The 15,577-nt window shown below is 72.4% G+C and carries 13 protein-coding genes; 7 read left to right on the top strand and 6 right to left on the bottom strand.

Going from position 1 to position 15,577, the window contains the following annotated elements; translation table 11 throughout:
- Positions 1–98 precede the first annotated feature (98 nt).
- Positions 99–929 carry an NAD(P)H-binding protein gene (locus tag ACIRSS_RS28575; protein WP_400900198.1) on the top strand — a complete coding sequence of 277 codons (831 nt, stop codon included), beginning with the start codon at positions 99–101 and terminating at the stop codon, positions 927–929.
- On the opposite strand, the gene ACIRSS_RS28570 is transcribed toward ACIRSS_RS28575, so the two are convergent.
- Both ACIRSS_RS28570 and ACIRSS_RS28565 read right to left on the bottom strand, forming a co-directional pair.
- Positions 922–2,217, bottom strand: a complete 1,296-nt coding sequence (locus tag ACIRSS_RS28570) for an LCP family protein (protein ID WP_400900196.1) — start codon at positions 2,215–2,217, stop codon at positions 922–924. The genes ACIRSS_RS28575 and ACIRSS_RS28570 overlap by 8 nt on opposite strands.
- A 38-nt stretch (positions 2,218–2,255) precedes the next feature.
- The gene (locus ACIRSS_RS28565; RefSeq protein WP_400900194.1) at positions 2,256–3,782 is read right to left on the bottom strand and encodes an LCP family protein; all 1,527 of its coding nucleotides are present in this window, start codon (positions 3,780–3,782) and stop codon (positions 2,256–2,258) included.
- 139 nt (positions 3,783–3,921) lie between these two features.
- On the opposite strand from ACIRSS_RS28565, the gene rfbB reads away from it, so the two are divergent.
- Both rfbB and rfbD read left to right on the top strand, forming a co-directional pair.
- Positions 3,922–4,911 (top strand): dTDP-glucose 4,6-dehydratase, encoded by a 990-nt coding sequence (gene rfbB, locus ACIRSS_RS28560; RefSeq protein WP_400900192.1) that lies wholly within the window; start codon positions 3,922–3,924, stop codon positions 4,909–4,911.
- An 8-nt stretch (positions 4,912–4,919) separates the two neighbouring features.
- Positions 4,920–5,807: a dTDP-4-dehydrorhamnose reductase gene (gene rfbD, locus ACIRSS_RS28555; RefSeq protein ID WP_400900190.1), complete on the top strand. Its 888-nt coding sequence runs from the start codon at positions 4,920–4,922 to the stop codon at positions 5,805–5,807.
- A 334-nt stretch (positions 5,808–6,141) separates the two neighbouring features.
- Here rfbD and ACIRSS_RS28550 read toward each other — a convergent pair whose 3' ends face one another.
- From ACIRSS_RS28550 to ACIRSS_RS28540, 3 genes are read right to left on the bottom strand one after another with little or no spacing between them, the layout of a single operon-like run.
- Positions 6,142–7,227, bottom strand: a complete 1,086-nt coding sequence (locus ACIRSS_RS28550) for a glycosyltransferase family 4 protein (RefSeq protein WP_400900188.1) — start codon at positions 7,225–7,227, stop codon at positions 6,142–6,144.
- Positions 7,220–9,721 (bottom strand): glycosyltransferase, encoded by a 2,502-nt coding sequence (locus ACIRSS_RS28545; protein WP_400900186.1) that lies wholly within the window; start codon positions 9,719–9,721, stop codon positions 7,220–7,222. Before ACIRSS_RS28545 ends, ACIRSS_RS28550 begins: the two co-directional genes overlap by 8 nt.
- 32 nt (positions 9,722–9,753) lie before the next feature.
- Positions 9,754–10,689, bottom strand: coding sequence for a glycosyltransferase family 2 protein (locus ACIRSS_RS28540; RefSeq protein ID WP_400900184.1), 936 nt, complete (start codon positions 10,687–10,689; stop codon positions 9,754–9,756).
- A 9-nt stretch (positions 10,690–10,698) separates the two neighbouring features.
- Here ACIRSS_RS28540 and ACIRSS_RS28535 point away from each other — a divergent pair, with 9 nt between their 5' ends.
- The 3 genes from ACIRSS_RS28535 to ACIRSS_RS28525 all read left to right on the top strand — a co-directional run bounded on the left by ACIRSS_RS28535 (position 10,699) and on the right by ACIRSS_RS28525 (position 13,892).
- Positions 10,699–11,775, top strand: coding sequence for a glycosyltransferase family 4 protein (locus ACIRSS_RS28535; RefSeq protein WP_400900182.1), 1,077 nt, complete (start codon positions 10,699–10,701; stop codon positions 11,773–11,775).
- Between the two features lie 71 nt (positions 11,776–11,846).
- Positions 11,847–12,977, top strand: a complete 1,131-nt coding sequence (locus ACIRSS_RS28530) for a glycosyltransferase family 4 protein (RefSeq protein ID WP_400901889.1) — start codon at positions 11,847–11,849, stop codon at positions 12,975–12,977.
- Positions 12,978–13,031: 54 nt separating this feature from the next.
- Positions 13,032–13,892 carry a glycosyltransferase family 2 protein gene (locus tag ACIRSS_RS28525; RefSeq protein WP_400900180.1) on the top strand — a complete coding sequence of 287 codons (861 nt, stop codon included), beginning with the start codon at positions 13,032–13,034 and terminating at the stop codon, positions 13,890–13,892.
- Here ACIRSS_RS28525 and ACIRSS_RS28520 read toward each other — a convergent pair.
- On the bottom strand, positions 13,889–14,356 hold the full coding sequence (locus tag ACIRSS_RS28520) for a hypothetical protein (protein ID WP_400900178.1): 468 nt from the start codon (positions 14,354–14,356) through the stop codon (positions 13,889–13,891). The genes ACIRSS_RS28525 and ACIRSS_RS28520 overlap by 4 nt on opposite strands.
- A gap of 141 nt (positions 14,357–14,497) precedes the next feature.
- Between ACIRSS_RS28520 and ACIRSS_RS28515 the strand changes: the two genes are divergently transcribed.
- Positions 14,498–15,577, top strand: a complete 1,080-nt coding sequence (locus ACIRSS_RS28515; protein ID WP_400900176.1) for a sugar phosphate nucleotidyltransferase — start codon at positions 14,498–14,500, stop codon at positions 15,575–15,577.

Genomic DNA, 15,577 nt, shown 5'->3' with positions numbered 1-15,577 from the left:
TAAAGCGCGGACCACGCCCTTCGCCGGTTGACACCGCCACGCGAAGCTCAGTACGTTTGCTTTGCAAGCAAAGGTAACTGAAGAGCTGGGGGACAGCCATGACCATCCTCGTCACCGGAGCGCGCGGGCACGTCGGCCGCGCGGTCCTCGACGCGCTCGTCGCCGCAGGTCAGGACGTGCGCGCGTCGAGCCGCGACGCCACCACGCTCGACGTGCCCACGGCGAAGGTGAGCGCCGACCTCGAAGATCCGTCCACACTGGACGCCGCGCTCGACGGCGTCGAGTCGGTGTTCCTGTACACGCGGCCGTCGGGGATCGAGGGCTTCGTCAAGACGGCCGAGGCGGCCGGCGTGCGGCACGTCGTGCTGCTGTCGTCGGGCGCGACGCTCGAACCGGATTCCGCGCACAGCCGCATCGCACGAATGCACCGGGCGGTGGAGGAGGCGCTGATCGCGGCGCCGTTCGCGGAGACGATCCTCAACCCGGGTGCGTTCGCGACGAACGTCCTGGGCTGGCGCGCGGACATCGCCGAGGGCGTCGTCCGCACGCCCTATCCGGACTCGCGGATCGGGGCCGTCCACGAGCAGGACATGGGCGACGTCGCGGCGAAGATCCTCGCGGACGGTTCCCACTTCGGGGAGGCGCTGCAGCTGACCGGGCCGGAGCCGATCAGCTTCCGCGAGCAGGCGGCCGTCCTCGCCGACGTCCTCGGCCGGCCACTGCCGGTCGAGGAGCTGACGCCCGAGCAGGCCACCGAGCGGATGGTCGCGCTGGGCTGGCCGCCCGAGGTGCCGCCGGGGGTCCTGCGGGTCTGGGAGCGGACGACGCGGGAACCGTCCGTGGTGACGGACGTCGTGCGCGAGGTGACCGGGCACGCGCCGCGGACGTTCCGGCAGTGGGCGGAGGACCACCGCGCCGACTTCAGTTGACGCAGGCGACCCCGTCGGAGGCCTGGAGCAGCGGTGCCGCGGCGGGGGCGGCGCCGCTGCCCGAGCCGCCGCCCGCGGGGACCGCGCCGCCGGCCGCCGGGGAACCGCCCGGGGCCGGGCGGCCGGCCAGGCCCGCCACGAACGCGCGGACCGCGTTCCTGTCGACCTCGACGATGCTCTGGCCGTCTTCGCTGCGCCCGCTCGCGGTGATCACCGGGATCGTCGCGAACGACAGGTCACCCGACGCGAGCCCCTTCGCCTGCTGCGCGAACTGCAGCAGGTCGAGGCCCGGGTCGAGGACCAGTGACCGGTGCACCGCGTCCATCAGGTTGTTGAGCGTGCCCGGGCTGGTCAGCGTGCCCGCCGAGAGCACCTGGTGCAGCGCCGAGGACAGGAACGCCTGCTGCCGCACGATCCGGTCGAGGTCGCCGCGCGGCAGGTTCTTGCGCTGCCGGACGAACGAAAGCGCTTCGCCGCCGGAGACCGTCTGCTCGCCGCGGCGGAAGTTCGCGCCCGAGTCCTTGTCCTCGGTCGCGTGGTTCAGGCAGACCTTCACCCCGCCGAGGGCCTCGGTGAGCAGGTAGAAGCCCAGCAGGTTGATCTCGGCGTAGTGGTCGACGCGCACCTGCGTGAGGTCCTGCACCGTCTGCACCAGGACCCGGCGGCCCTCGGTGTCGGAGTCGCGTTCGATCTTCGCCTGGTCGCGCTCGCCCTGCGCGCGCAGCTGCTGCGCGAAGTGCGCCTTCGCGATGCCGTACGCCGAGTTGATCTTCGCCTTGCCGCGGCCGGGGACCTCGGTCCACGTGTCGCGCGGCACGGACACCGCCGACGGCTTCGAGCCGTCCTTGGGCACCCGCAGCAGGATCACCGTGTCGGTGTTCACCGCGCCGTTGTTGGCCTCGGTCCGCAGCTCCTTCAGCACGCGCAGCGGGAGCTGGTTGCCCTGGGCATCCGTCCGCGCGTCGCTGCCGACGAGCAGGATGTCGTCGGCGCCGTCGTCGGCGGGCGGCGGCGCGGGCTCGCCGGCCCGCGGGGTGAGCGCGTCGGTCGTCGGGACGTTCTGCTGCAGCTGGTCCTTGGTGACGTAGGCGTAGCCGCTGGCGCCGAGCGCGAGCACCGAGACGAGCCCGACCGCGATCCGCCGCGTCACCCGCCCCGCGCGGCGCGCCCGCGAGGGGGCCTCGGCCACCGGAGCCGTCCGCGGGAACGGCGATGGCTTCCACTCCGGATCGTCGCGCTCCGTCACCGGCGTCTCGGCCGGTTGCGGCTGTTCCTGCTCGTCTTCCATCCCCTGCTTACCTCCCCCGACCACCCTGCGTGCTCAGTCTAGTTGACGCAGGGAACGTCGCCCGCGGTGATCGCCGGTGCGGCGGGGGCGGAGGAAGCCACGGTGGACGGCGGGGCTTTCGGGGCCGACGACGTCGGCGCGCCGCCCGCGCCGGCGGCCGAGCTGCGGAAGTCCTTGCCCAGCAGGACGCGCACGTGCCCGGCGGTGACGTCGCGGTCGGGCTCGGCCTGGACCGTCGTGCCCAGCGCCTGCTTGACCAGCTCCAGCGCGGCGGAGTCGGCCGGGTTGTACCGGACGACGGTGGTGTTGCGGGTGCTCAGCTTCTGGTCGGCGGCGAGCGTGAAGCCCTTGCCCTGGAGCAGCGTGTGCGTCTGGCCGGCCAGCGACGGAGAACCGGAACCGTCGAACAGCTCGATCGTGACGGCCTTCGCGCCCGGCAGCTGCGTCGTCGTCGGCTGGGCTGGGGCGTCGCCGTCCGAGGTCAAGCGCGTCACCTCGGCCTGGACCGCGGCCTGGTCGACGCGCAGCACGTCGGCGCCGCCGATCACGGCGTTGCCCAGCGTCGGGATCGTGTGGAACTCGATGTTGCCGCCGGTCAGGCCGCGCATCTGCTCCGCGAACTCGGTCAGGTCCCAGCCTTGTGAGACCACGACGGACTTCTTGACGGCCGCCACGAGGTCGGCGATCTTCGCCGGACTCGTCAGGACGTCGGACGAGATCACCTTGCGGGCCAGTCCGGACAGGAACGCCTGCTGGCGCGCGATCCGGTCGAGGTCGTAGTTCGGCAGGCCGTAGCGCTGGCGGACGAACGCGAGCGCCTGCACGCCTTCGATCGTCTGGCGGCCGCCCGGCAGGTCCACGCCGGACTTCACCTCTTTGACCGGTCCGTTGAGGCAGACCTCGACGCCGCCGATCGACTTGGTGATCTCGTAGAAGCTCGCCAGGTTGACCTCGGCGTAGCGGTCGATCATGCCCGGCTTGCCGATGAACTTCTCGATCGTGGCGATCAGGTTCTTCCGGCCGGCGACCTTCGCCTGGGCGTCGGCCTCCTTGAGGTCGGTCATGCCCTGGCGCTGCAACGTTTTGTAAGTGTCCGTGTACGCGTAGACAAAGGCGCTGTTGAGCTTGTGCTTGCCGTAGCCGCCCGCCAGCTCGACCCAGGAGTCGCGGGGGAAGGAGATCGCGATCGCGTGCTTCCCGTTCTGGGGGATGTGCACGAGGATCATCGTGTCGGTGTTGAGCTCGCCGTCGGAGACGCCGGCGTGCAGCATGTCCAGCACCTCGCGGGGCAGTGGGTTGCCCTGCGCGTCGGTGCGGCTGTCCTGGCCGACCAGGAGGATGTCGATCGCGCCGTCGAGCGGCTTCGCGTGGGCCGCGGTGTCGGCGAAGACGTTCGTGGTGGTCAGGCCGCTGTTCGGGTCACCGATGAAGTGCCAGCCGTACCAGGTCAGGGCCAGGATCGCGACGGACAGCAGGGACACGACGACCTTGCCGCCGCGGCGTGCGAAGACCGCGGCGCCGGTGTGGCGGCGCGCCGGGACGGGCGGCGCAGGCCATTCGGTCACGCGCTTCCTCCCCTGTGAAACCCCGTGCTTCCCCCAGGGCACCGATGTGCCTCCACCATGACTCTACTGAGGGTGTTGTCAGGCCTCCGTAGGCTGGGGGCCGATTGCCCCGGTCGGGGGCCGAAGGAAAGGCGGGAAGATGCGGGTCCTGGTCACCGGGGGTGCCGGCTTCATCGGGTCGCACTACGTCCGGCAGGCGCTGAGCGGCGCTTACCCGGCGCTGCGCGACGCCGAGGTGGTGGTGCTGGACAAGCTCACCTACGCCGGCAACGAGGCCAACCTGGCCCCGGTCGCCGCCGACCCGCGGCTGCGGTTCGTCCGCGGCGACATCTGCGACGCCCGGCAGGTCGCCGACGTCATGCGCGGGGTGGACCTGGTCGTGCACTTCGCCGCGGAGTCGCATGTGGACCGCTCGATCCTCGGTTCCGCCGACTTCGTGCTGACGAACGTGCTGGGCACGCAGAACCTGCTGCAGGCGGCCCTGGAAGCGGGCGTCTCGAAGTTCGTGCACGTGTCCACGGACGAGGTGTACGGCTCGATCGAGACCGGCTCCTGGACCGAAGACCACGTGCTGGAGCCGAACTCGCCCTATTCGGCGTCGAAGGCGTCCTCCGATCTGGTGGCGCGGTCGTTCTTCCGCACCCACGGGCTGCCGGTGTGCATCACGCGGTGTTCCAACAACTACGGTCCGTACCAGTTCCCGGAGAAGGTCATCCCCCTGTTCGTGACGAACCTCCTCGACGGCCGGAAGGTGCCGCTGTACGGCGACGGGCTCAACGTCCGTGACTGGCTGCACGTGGACGACCACTGCCACGGCATCCAGCTGGTCGCCGACGGCGGGCGCCCGGGCGAGATCTACAACATCGGCGGCGGCACCGAACTGACGAACCGGGCTTTGACGGAGAAGCTGCTGGCGGCGGTCGGGGCGGGCTGGGACAGCGTCGAGCCGGTCGAGGACCGCAAGGGCCACGACCGCCGGTACTCGGTGGACATCACGAAGATCGGTTCGGAGCTGGGGTACGCTCCGCGCGTGTCCTTCGAGGACGGTCTGGCCGCGACAGTGGCCTGGTACACGGACAATCGCGCGTGGTGGGAGCCCCTGGCGGAGCGGGCCGCGCTGAAGAAGTAGGGGTTTTCGTGCCGCTGACGGTGCTTGTGCCCGGGGGTTCCGGGCAGCTCGGCCGGGACCTGGCCGCGCTGGCGTCCCCCTCGGTGGATGTGGTGGCGCCGGGTTCTGCCGAGCTGGACGTGACGTCGACGGGCCAGGTGCTCGCCGCGGTCGGCGCGCTGGCCGACCGGGCCCGCGAGAAGGGGTCCGCGCCGGTGGTCATCAACGCGGCGGCGTACACGGCGGTCGACAAGGCCGAGACGGACGAGGAGCGGGCGTTCGCGGTGAACGCGGACGGCCCCCGGGTGCTGGCGGCGGCGTGCGCTTCCCGCCGGGTGCCGCTGATCCACGTGTCGACGGATTACGTGTTCGCCGGGGATGCGTCTTCGCCGTACGAGCCGTCGGACGAGCTGGGCCCGCGGTCTGCGTACGGCCGGACCAAGGCGGCGGGCGAGGACGCCGTGCTGGGGTCGGGGGCTTCCTCGTGGGTGGTGCGGACCGGGTGGCTGTACGGCCATTCGGGCTCGAACTTCGTGAAGACCATGGCGCGGCTGGAGTCTTCCCGTCCGGAACTGTCTGTTGTGGACGATCAGATCGGCGGTCCTACTTGGACTTCCGATCTGGCATCGGGGCTTCTCGAGCTGGCTGGGCGCGTGGCTTCCGGCGACGGGCCGGAGCGGCGGATCCTGCACTGCACGAACGCCGGGTCGGTGAGCTGGTGCGGGTTCGCGCGGGCGATTTTCCGGCATTTGGGCGCGGATCCATCGCGGGTGCGGCCGTGCACGTCGGCGGAGTACCCGCAGGCGGCGACGCGGCCGGCTTACTCGGTGTTGTCGCCGACGTCGTGGAAAGAGGCATGGCTGACCCCGATGCGGCCGTGGGAAGAGGCGCTCGAGGCGTACTTCCGGGCTCAGTGACCGGCTGAGGCCGGTTGTGTTTTCGGCTCGAGCACTTCCCTGGCCTCCGCCGCGTGCTTGAAGCCGTAGACCCACGAAAAAACGGTCGAAACCATTGCGAAGCCGTAGAGGCAGGCAAAGACGATGGTCGATTCCGGGGTGTGCGACCAGGACAAGGTCAGCGTGTGCCACCAGCCACAGCGGGCTCGGGAGAATGGCCACCACGATCCAGCTGACCGCGGATCCGAACTTGTCCGTGAAAGCCAGTGTCGCGGTAATGTAGGCGGCTCCAGCGCCCAGCAGCGCGAGCGCTCCTAGGTCGCCGGCCTGAGGGGAATCGTTACGGCCGTCCGCCTCAGTGACGGCCTGAGGCCATCCGGTACGCGCCGACCGTCAGCTCGGCGCAAGTGCGCCACGTGAAGTTCGCCGCGTGGGCCCGCCTCGATGCCGACGTCGCCACCGCGTGTGGGTCCGTCACCGCCGTTCGCAGCGCCTCTGCCAGCCCGTCCACGTCGCCGTACGGGACCAGGCTTGCGCAGTCGCCCGCTACCTCGCGCAACGCCGGGATGTCCGTGCACACCACCGGGACGTCCGAGGCCATCGCCTCCAGAACCGGCAGCCCGAACCCCTCGTCCCGCGACGGCAGCACCAGTGCCGACGCTCCCGCCACCACCGTGCGCAAGTCCACATCGGACAGATAGCCGGTCTGGGCGGTTCGGGACGAGCGCGGGAACGGGCCCGGGCCCGCGAACACCAGGTCCGGCAGGTCCGGGGCAGCTTCGTGCGCGCGCGTCAGCCAGTCCAGGCCCTTGCGCGGCCCCGCCGCGCCCGCGAACAACAAGTACCGCGCCGGCAGCCCGAGGCGGGCACGACGCTCGTCGTCGGGCGGGCGCGCCGTGAACCACGCCGGGTTCACGCCCAGCGGTGTCACCACGATCTTGTCGCGGGAGACGTCCAGGCGCTCCGCCACCGAGTCGGCCACCGCCGCCGTCGGGGTGCAGATCACGTTGGCGCGGCGCGCGCCGCGGCGGACCAGCTCCGGCAGGCCGCGGTCGCTCGGGGCCAGCTCCGCGGGGTTGTCCAAAAAGGCCAGATCGTGGATCGTCACCACGCCCGCCGCGCGCAAGCGGCCCGGCAGCACGAAGTTCGTGCCGTGCACGACGTCCGTCGGGCCGGCGAACAGCTCCACCGGCGGGAAGTCCGAACGCTCCCACGCCGCCCGCAGCAGCCGCGCCGCCACCGGCATGCCGCGGGCCCGCGCGCCGTACGGGAGCACGTGCCGCAGCCGCCGCCAGCCGCGCAGCGTGAACGCCACCGCGCGCGTGTCCACCTCGGGGATCGACACCAGCTCTTCGATCAGCGCCGAGGTGTACCGGCCGATGCCGGTGCGCGCGCCGAGCAGCGGGGTGCCGTCGAGGAGGACGCTCAGGGACCTAGCCACGGCGAAGCCGCTGCTTCACGATCTTCAACGCCCGGCCGCCCGCGCGCCGCGCCAGCTCCGACGGGCCGCCCGCGGCGAGGTACTCGCGGATCAGGTCGGCGTCGCGGCGCAGCATCGCCCGGCCGCGCACCGGCGCCGTCGTCGTCAGGTCCGCCGAACCGGGCAGCCGGTCGGCCGCCGGACGCGGGTCGCGGCAGAACTCCACCAGCGGCTTCAGCGCCTCCGGCCACGTGTACCGCTGCGCGACGACGGCGATCCGCTCGACGCAGCCCGCGGCGAACTCCTCGTCGTACAGCACCTTTTCCAGCGCGTCCGCCAGCGCGGAAGCGTCCTCGGCCGGGACGACGACGCCCAGCCGTTCGGCCCGCACGAGGTCGGCGAACGAGTCGCCGTCGGTGGTGACGATCGGCAGCCCGGCCCACAGGTAGTCGAGCACGCGGGTGCGGAACGCGAACGTCGTCTCGACGTGCTCGTAGTGCGTCGTGACGCCGCAGTTCGCGTCCAGCAGCCAGTTCTGGCGCTCGTGGTAGGGCACCCACTGCTCGTTGAAGTAGACGTGCTTTCCGGTCAGCCCCAGCGAATCCGCCAGCCGGATCGTGCGCGTGCCGATGTCCATCTCGGCGACCTCGGGGTTCGGGTGCTTCATGCCGAGGAACACCAGCCGGACGTCGGCGCGGCGGCGGCGCAGCTCGTCCATCGCGCGGATCAGCGTCAGCGGGTCGAACCAGCTGTAGACCCCGCCGGCCCACAGGACGACGTGGTCGGTGCCGCCGATGCCCAGCGTCGAGCGCAGCCCGGGCCCGGTGCGCACCGGGGCCTGCGGTGACAGTCCGAAGGGGACGACCGCGAGCAGCGACTGCGTCGTCGGGTCGGCGTCGTAGAGCCGCGGCGACAGCCGGCCGAGCGCGGCGAGGTGGCCGAGCCAGAGGTGCCGCTGCCGCTCGGACGCGCAGAGGAAGAAGTCGCCGCGCTCGATCTGGGCGTCGAGCACGCGGGTGACCCCGGCGAGGTCGGCCGCGCGCTGGTCGTCGGCGATGCCCTTGCCCTGCTCCAGCAGCTCCAGGTGCATCGGGTCGTAGAGGTCGGCGACGACGATCTTGCCGCTGTGCTCCTTCTTCAGCGACGGCGCGAGCTCCAGCACGTGACCCTGCAGGACGACGACGTCGGCCCAGGCGATCGGCGCTTCCAGCTCGCGGTGCTTGCCCGCGCTGACGCGGAACGGCGCGGGCGGCGGCGTGGCGAGCGGGTTGGTCGTGACGAGGTGGACGTCGTGCTCGGCGGCCAGCGCCAGCGCGATGTTCCAGGCGCGGATCGCCGGGCCGGCCATCCGCTCGGTGAGCGCGTCGCCGGTGATCACGAGGACCTTGCGACGCTGCCCGAAAGCCTTCTCGATGCCGAAGGCCTCGACGAGGATGTCGTGCGCGGCGAGGTAGCGCGGCAGCGGGTAGGCGGGCTCCAAAGCCTTGCGCAGCAACGGAAGCAGGTCGGCGTCGGTGCGGACGCGGGCGGCCTGCTCGACCGCGCGGGACTCCGCCAGCGCCGGCAGCTGCTCGACGAACTGGTCGATCGCGAGGAGCCCGGCGAGGGTGGTGCGGGGGATGGCGACGTCGCCGGACTCGATCGGGCCGACACCCTTTTCGAGGTCCAGCTGCGTGGCGTCCAGCTCGCCGCGGGCGGTGGCCCGGCGCACGGCCAGGGCGAGCGCCGCGGGCAGCGCGCGGGCGAGCGTCTCGTCGGAGAGGTTCTTGTAGAGCGCGGCGAGGGCGTTGCGCTCCAGGAGGAAGGTCTCGCGGCCGGTTTCCGGCGCGTCGACCGCGGCCATCGTGCCGTGGTGGCGGTGGTACGTCAGCGACTCGGGGACGTACCGGACGCGCCAGCCGCGCAGGTTGAGCCGCCAGCCGAGGTCGACGTCCTCGTAGAACATGAAGAACCGCTCGTCGAAGCCGCCGAGCTCGGCGAACACCGAAGAGCGCACGAACATCGCCGAGCCGGTGCCGAACAGGACGTCCTTCGCGACCTCGTGCTCGGCGGCCGGGACGTCGGCCAGGGGCGAGCCCGCGTGGCGCTTGTAGCCCATGCCGAACCAGGTCAGGCCGCCGTCGACGAAGTCGGTGCCGGTGCCCTCCCAGTCGAGGACCTTGCTGGCCACGGCGGCGACGCGGGGCTGCGCACGCAGCTCGGCGACCGCGGCGGCGACCCAGCCGAGAGCCGGGCGGGCGTCGTTGTTGAGGAAGCCGAGGACAGTGCCTTTCGCGTGCTTCGCGCCGAGGTTGCAGCCGCTGGCAAACCCGGTGTTGCGGCCGGCCTCGACGACGTTGGCGTGCGGAACGGCTTCGCGGATGCGCGCGGCTTCGTCCGAGTTGTCGACGCAGATCAGCTCGAGCTCGGGGTAGTCGTGCTCGGCGAGCGCGCGCAGGCAGGCGATCGTGTCGTCGGCACCGCGGTAGTTCACCACGATCACCGAGACGAGCGGTTGCGGTTCCCCCTGCGCCAAAGCCAGCTCCTTCGTCGGGATTGAGCGCCAGCTTAAAGCCCGGCCCAAGCCTCCCAGACCGCGCCTCGGCCCAGCGCGGCGTCGCGGCCGATCTCGCGACGGGCCGCCAGCGTCGCCGGCAGCCGCGTCACCACCTCGGCCAGCACCCGGCAGCGCAGGCCGAAGCGGAAGTTCGCCGCGGCCGGACGTCCCGGCCGCAGCGGCAGCACCGCTGTCAACACGGCGAACCTGAGCAGCTGGTTCACCGCGACTGCGCGCGGGGCGCACCGCAGCAGCATGAGCAGCCGGTTGCGCTCGTTCCAGCGGTGGAACAGCGGCGAACCCAGCTCGGTGCTGACGCCGTGGGCGTGCCGGACGCGGGCTTCCGGCACCGCGACGACGTCCCAGCCGGCCAGCCGCAGCCGCCACGCCGTGTCGGTGTCCTCGTAGTAGCAGAAGAACCCGGCCGGGACGCCGTGCACGCTCTTCAGAACGTCCGTGCGCAGCAGCGCCGCGCCGCCGCAGAAGCCGAACACCTCGGCGGTGGGCTCGGTGAGGTCGGCGCCGTGGCCGTCGGCGGTCAGCCGGACGCCGACGGACTGCGTGGTGCCATCGGCCCGCACGAGCAACGACGTCGCCGCGCCGGCCAAGGGCGCTTTTTCCAGGGTGTCCTCGAGCGTCGCGAGCCAGTCCGGCTCTGGTTCGGCGTCGTCGTTCAGCCACGCCATCAGCGGAGTCTCGACGCGCTTCGCGGCGACGGCGAGCGCGCCCGCGTACCCCGTGTTGCGCGGCAGGCGAACTACTTGCGGACGCGAAGGATGGGCCGCGAGCAGGGCGGCGGTGCCGTCGTCGGAGGCGTTGTCCACCACGAGCGTCCGATGTGGACGCGTCTGCGCGGCGAGCGCGTCGAGGCAGGCGGTGACGTGCCCGGCACCCCGCCAGGTCACGACGACCACCGTGGTGGCGGGATTCGCGGTCACGTCCCGCACAATAGCCGCGTGCCCGAACTGGTCGTGCTCGCCGAGCAGCTCCTCGCGCCCGTGCCCGGTGGCACCGGGCGCTACACGGCCGAGCTGCTGCCCGCGCTCGCGCAGACCGCGCCGCGGGGCTGGACGGTCTCCAGCGTCGTCGCGCGGCACGCCGACGTCGGCCCGGCCCGGCTGGACGGCGTCGAGGGCCCGCGCGTGCTGCGGCTCCCGCCGCGGGCGCTGGTCGGCGCCTGGCAGCTGGGGATCCGCTGGTGGCCGGGCGGCGACGCGGTGCACGCACCGACGCCGTTCGCGCCGCCGCGCGCGCCGGCCGGGAAGACGTTGAGCGTCACCGTGCACGACACCGTCCCCTGGACCCACCCCGAGACGCTCACCGCGCGCGGGGTCAGCTGGCACCGGTCGATGATCGCGCGGGCCGCGCGGCGGGCGTCCGGGCTGGTGGTGCCGACGCGGGCGGTCGCCGACGAGCTGGCGGTGCTGATCGACGTCGACGTCCCGGTGCGCGTGGTGCCGCACGGCGTGCGGGTCCCGGCCGGGTCGGCGCCGCTGGACCTGCCGCCGCGGTACGTGCTGGCCGTCGGGACGATCGAGCCGCGCAAGGGGATCGACGTCCTGGTCGACGCGGTCGCGGCGCTCGACGACGTGGTGCTGGTGCTCGCCGGGCAGCCGGGCTGGGGCGCTGTCGACCCGGCCGCCCTGGCGCGGGACCGCGGTCTTCCCGCCGACCGGCTGCGGATGCTGGGGAAGGTGTCGGACGCCGAGCTCGCGACGGCGTTGCGCCACGCGAGCGTGCTGGCCGTGCCGAGCCTGGCCGAGGGGTTCGGGATGGGGCTGCTCGAGGCGATGGCGGCCGGGGTCCCGGTGGTGCACACGGACGTCCCGGCGCTGGAGGAGGTGGCGGGCGGCGCGGGCGTGATGGTCCCGCGCGGCGACGCCGCGGCGTTGGCGGCGGCGTTGCGCGAGGTGCTGGGTTCACCCTCCGTGGCAGCCGGCCTCACTCGATCGGGGCGGGAGCGCGCGCGGACGTTCACCTGGCGTCGCGCGGCGGAAGCCGTTTGGGCGATCCACACTCGCGCGCACGGCTAACCGGTTTGGCAGTTCCCCACCATGACACCGGGTCACCGCCGTACCCTGCAGGGGTGAGCGATGACCCCCGCGTGCTGATCGACGCGACCGCGGTTCCCGCGGACCGCGGCGGGGTCGGCCGGTACGTCGACTCGCTCGTCGCCGCGCTCGACGCGGACGGGGCGCGGCTCACCGTCGTCTGCCAGCCCCGGGACCTGCAGCTTTACGATCGGCTGGCGCCGCGCTCCCGCGTGGTCCCGGCATCCCCGACGACGACCACCCGCACCGCGCGGCTGACCTGGGAGCAGGCGACCCTGCCCCGGTTGGTCCGCCGCCTCGGCGCGGACGTCGTCCACTCGCCGCACTACACGATGCCGCTGGCCACGTCGGCGGCATCGGTCGTCACGCTGCACGACGCGACGTTCTTCACCGACGCGGTGCTGCACTCGTCGGTGAAGGCGCGGTTCTTCCGCGCGTGGACGGCGACGGCGCTGCGGCGCGCGACGTTGTGCGTGGTCCCGTCGGCGGCGACCGCGGCGGAGCTGGCCCGCGTCGGCCCGGTCCGGCACGCGTCCCTGGAAGTCATTCACCACGGCGTCGACAGCGAGCGCTTTCACCCACCGTCACCGTCGGAGGTCGCGGCCGCCCGTTCGGCGGTAGGGCTCGGGCGGACGCCGTACGTGGCGTTCCTGGGGGCGTTGGAGCCGCGCAAGAACGTGCCGGCGCTGATCCGCGGGTTCGCGCGGGCGGTGGCGGACCGGCGTGACGCGCCGGCGTTGGTGCTGGCGGGGCAGCCGGGGTGGGACACGCAGGTGGAGCGGGCGCTGGACGCCGTCCCGCACCGGCTTCGCGTCATCCGGGCAGGATATCTGCCCTTCGGGACACTGGCGGGGTTCCTCGGCGGTTCCGAGCTGGTGGCGTACCCGTCGCTGGGCGAGGGGTTCGGGTTGCCGGTGCTGGAGGCGATGGCGTGCGGGGCTTGCGTTTTGACGACGCGCCGGCTGTCGCTGCCCGAGGTGGGCGGCGACGCGGTGGCGTACTGCGGGGTCGGCGCGGGTGACGTCGCGGCGGGGCTGGCGGAGCTGCTGGCGGACCCGGGGCGGCGGGCGGAGCTGGCCACGGCGGCTCAGCAGCGGGCCAAGGAGTTCTCCTGGGCCACGACCGCGGAGCGGCATCGAGAGGCTTACGCCAAGGCCTGGTCCCGGCATCTCCGCACCCGCTGAGTACGCCCTGTGGGGTGGCGGGGTCGCGCTGGGTGATGAGTGGACAATGGCTGGGTGACTGAGCACTCCCGCTATGGCGACGATGTCGGCGTCGTGACCGTGACCTACTTCTCCGAGGACACCATCGAGCGGTTCCTCGACACGCTCGAGAAGGCCACCGAGCGCGAGGTCAAGGTGGTCGTCGCGGACAACGCGTCCGTCGAGGGGGCCCTCGAGAAGGCCACCGCCAACCGGAAGAACGTGCAGCTGCTCAGCATCGGCGAGAACGTCGGCTACGGCACCGCCGCCAACCGTGGGGTCGCCGAGCTCGACGACCGCTACGGCTGGGTCGTCGTCGTCAACCCGGACCTCGAATGGGAGCCCGGGTCGCTCGACGCCCTGCTCGACGTCGCGAGCCGGTGGCCGCGGGGCGGTGCCTTCGGGCCGCTGATCCACGACCTCGACGGCACCGTCTACCCCTCCGCCCGGCTGCTGCCCTCCTTCGGGCGCGGCATCGGGCACGCCGTCTTCGCGAAGATCTGGCCCGGCAACCCCTGGACCAAGCAGTACCGCCAGGAGACCGGCACCCCGGTCGAGCGCACGTCGGGCTGGCTCTCCGGTTCCTGCCAGCTGATCCGCCGCGAGGCGTTCGACTCCGTCGGCGGCTTCGACACGCGCTATTTCATGTACTTCGAGGACGTCGACCTCGGCGACCGCCTCGCCCAGGCCGGCTGGCTGAACGTCTACGCGCCGTCGGCGCGCGTCACGCACGAAGGTGGCCACTCAACGTCACAGGCGTCGGAGAAGATGCTCAAGGCCCACCACGACAGCGCCTACCGCTACCTCGCCGACCGCCACCAGGGCCTCGCCTGGAAGCCGGTGCTCGCGCTGGCGAAGCTGGGCCTCGCCGTGCGGCTGAAGCTCGAAACCCGTTAGATCCCGTCGAGCCGGCGCGAAAGGTCGGACTTGCCGTTGGTCTGCGTCACCGTCGGCACCAGGCCGGTGTCCTCCGGGTCCGGCTCCTTCAGCGGGCTCGTGATCGGCTCGGCCTGGGGCCGGCGCGCGAGCGGCGTGGTGATCGGCGGCGTGGGCAGCGGGGTCGTCTGCGACGGCGTGCTCAACGGCGTCGTCGCCTGCGGGCGGCGGCCACCGCGGGCCTCCAGCCGCCGCGTCGGTGCCGCGCCGGCGAGCGGGTGGTCGTTCTCCTCGATCAGCGACGCCGGCAGCTGCGTGGTCGTGTCGGGGTCCTGGCTGCGGTCGAGCCCGTCGATCTGCGCCCGGGGTATCTGCTGGGTGTTCGACGAGTCCATCGGCGACGTCGCGCTGTCGGGTGTCACGACGAACACACCGCGCGCTTGGGCTCGTGCGAGCAGGGCGTCCGCCCGATCGCGGGGGTCCATCCCCTCGGCCTCCCGACTGACCCGGGGCCCTCTGGGGAAAGGGCCGCCTGTTTCCTGTCTAGGGTAGGCCCTCCGGGCGACCTCCGTCAGGGTTTCCCGCGGCTTGTCGCTCAGCGGTGCGTGATACAGGAGGAGATTTCCGTGACGTCCGAGGTCGAGATCGACGCCGTCGTGCTGGTCGGGGGCAAGGGCACGCGCCTGCGGCCACTGACCCTTTCGGCACCGAAGCCGATGCTCCCGACGGCCGGGACGCCGTACCTGAGCCACCTGTTCTCCCGCATCCGCGAGGCCGGGATCCGGCACGTCGTGCTGGGCACGAGCTACCGTGCGGAGGTGTTCGAGGAGTACTTCGGCGACGGCAAGTCGATCGGTCTGGACCTCGAGTACGTCGTCGAAGAGGAGCCCCTCGACACGGCGGGCGCGATCCGGAACGTCTACGACAAGCTGCGCGCCGAGCACGTGATCGTCTTCAACGGCGACATCATCTCCGGCTCCGACCTCGGCGAGCAGCTGCGCGTGCACCGCGAGTCCGAGGCCGACGTCACGCTGCACCTGCAGCGCGTGCCCGACCCGAGCCGGTTCGGTTCGGTGCCGACCGACGAAACCGGCCGCGTCCAGGCGTTCCTCGAGAAGACGCCGAACCCGCCGACCGACCAGATCAACGCCGGCTGCTACGTCTTCCGCCGCCCGGTGATCGAGGCGATCCCCACCGGGCGCCGGGTTTCCGTCGAGCGCGAGACGTTCCCGCAGCTGCTGGACCAGGGCGCGCACATCCACGGCTTCGTCGACGCGTCCTACTGGCTGGACGTCGGCACGCCGGAAGCGTTCGTGCGCGGGTCGGCCGACCTGGTGCGGGGCGTGGCGCCGACGTCGGCGCTGCCCGGCCGGCCCGGCGACTTCCTGGTGCTCGACGGCGCTTCCGTGGCCGAAGACGCCCACCTGTGCGGTGGTTCGACCATCGGCGGCGGCGCGGTCGTCGGCTCGGGCGCGAAGATCGACGGCTCGGTGCTGTTCGACGGCGCGGCCGTCTCCGAGGGCGCCATCGTCGAGCGTTCGGTGCTCGGGCACGGCGCGCGCGTCGGCGCCGGCGCGGTGCTGCGCGGGGTCGTGCTGGGCGACGGCGTGTCCGTCGGCGCCGGTTGCGAGCTCCTGGACGGGGCCCGGGTCTGGCCGGACACCGTGCTGCCCGACGGTTCCGTCCGCTTCTCGAGCGACGCGTAG

The organism is Amycolatopsis sp. NPDC101161, from assembly GCF_044768185.1.
Classification (GTDB): Bacteria; Actinomycetota; Actinomycetes; order Mycobacteriales; family Pseudonocardiaceae; genus Amycolatopsis.
This window is presented reverse-complemented; position numbering and strand designations above follow the sequence as displayed.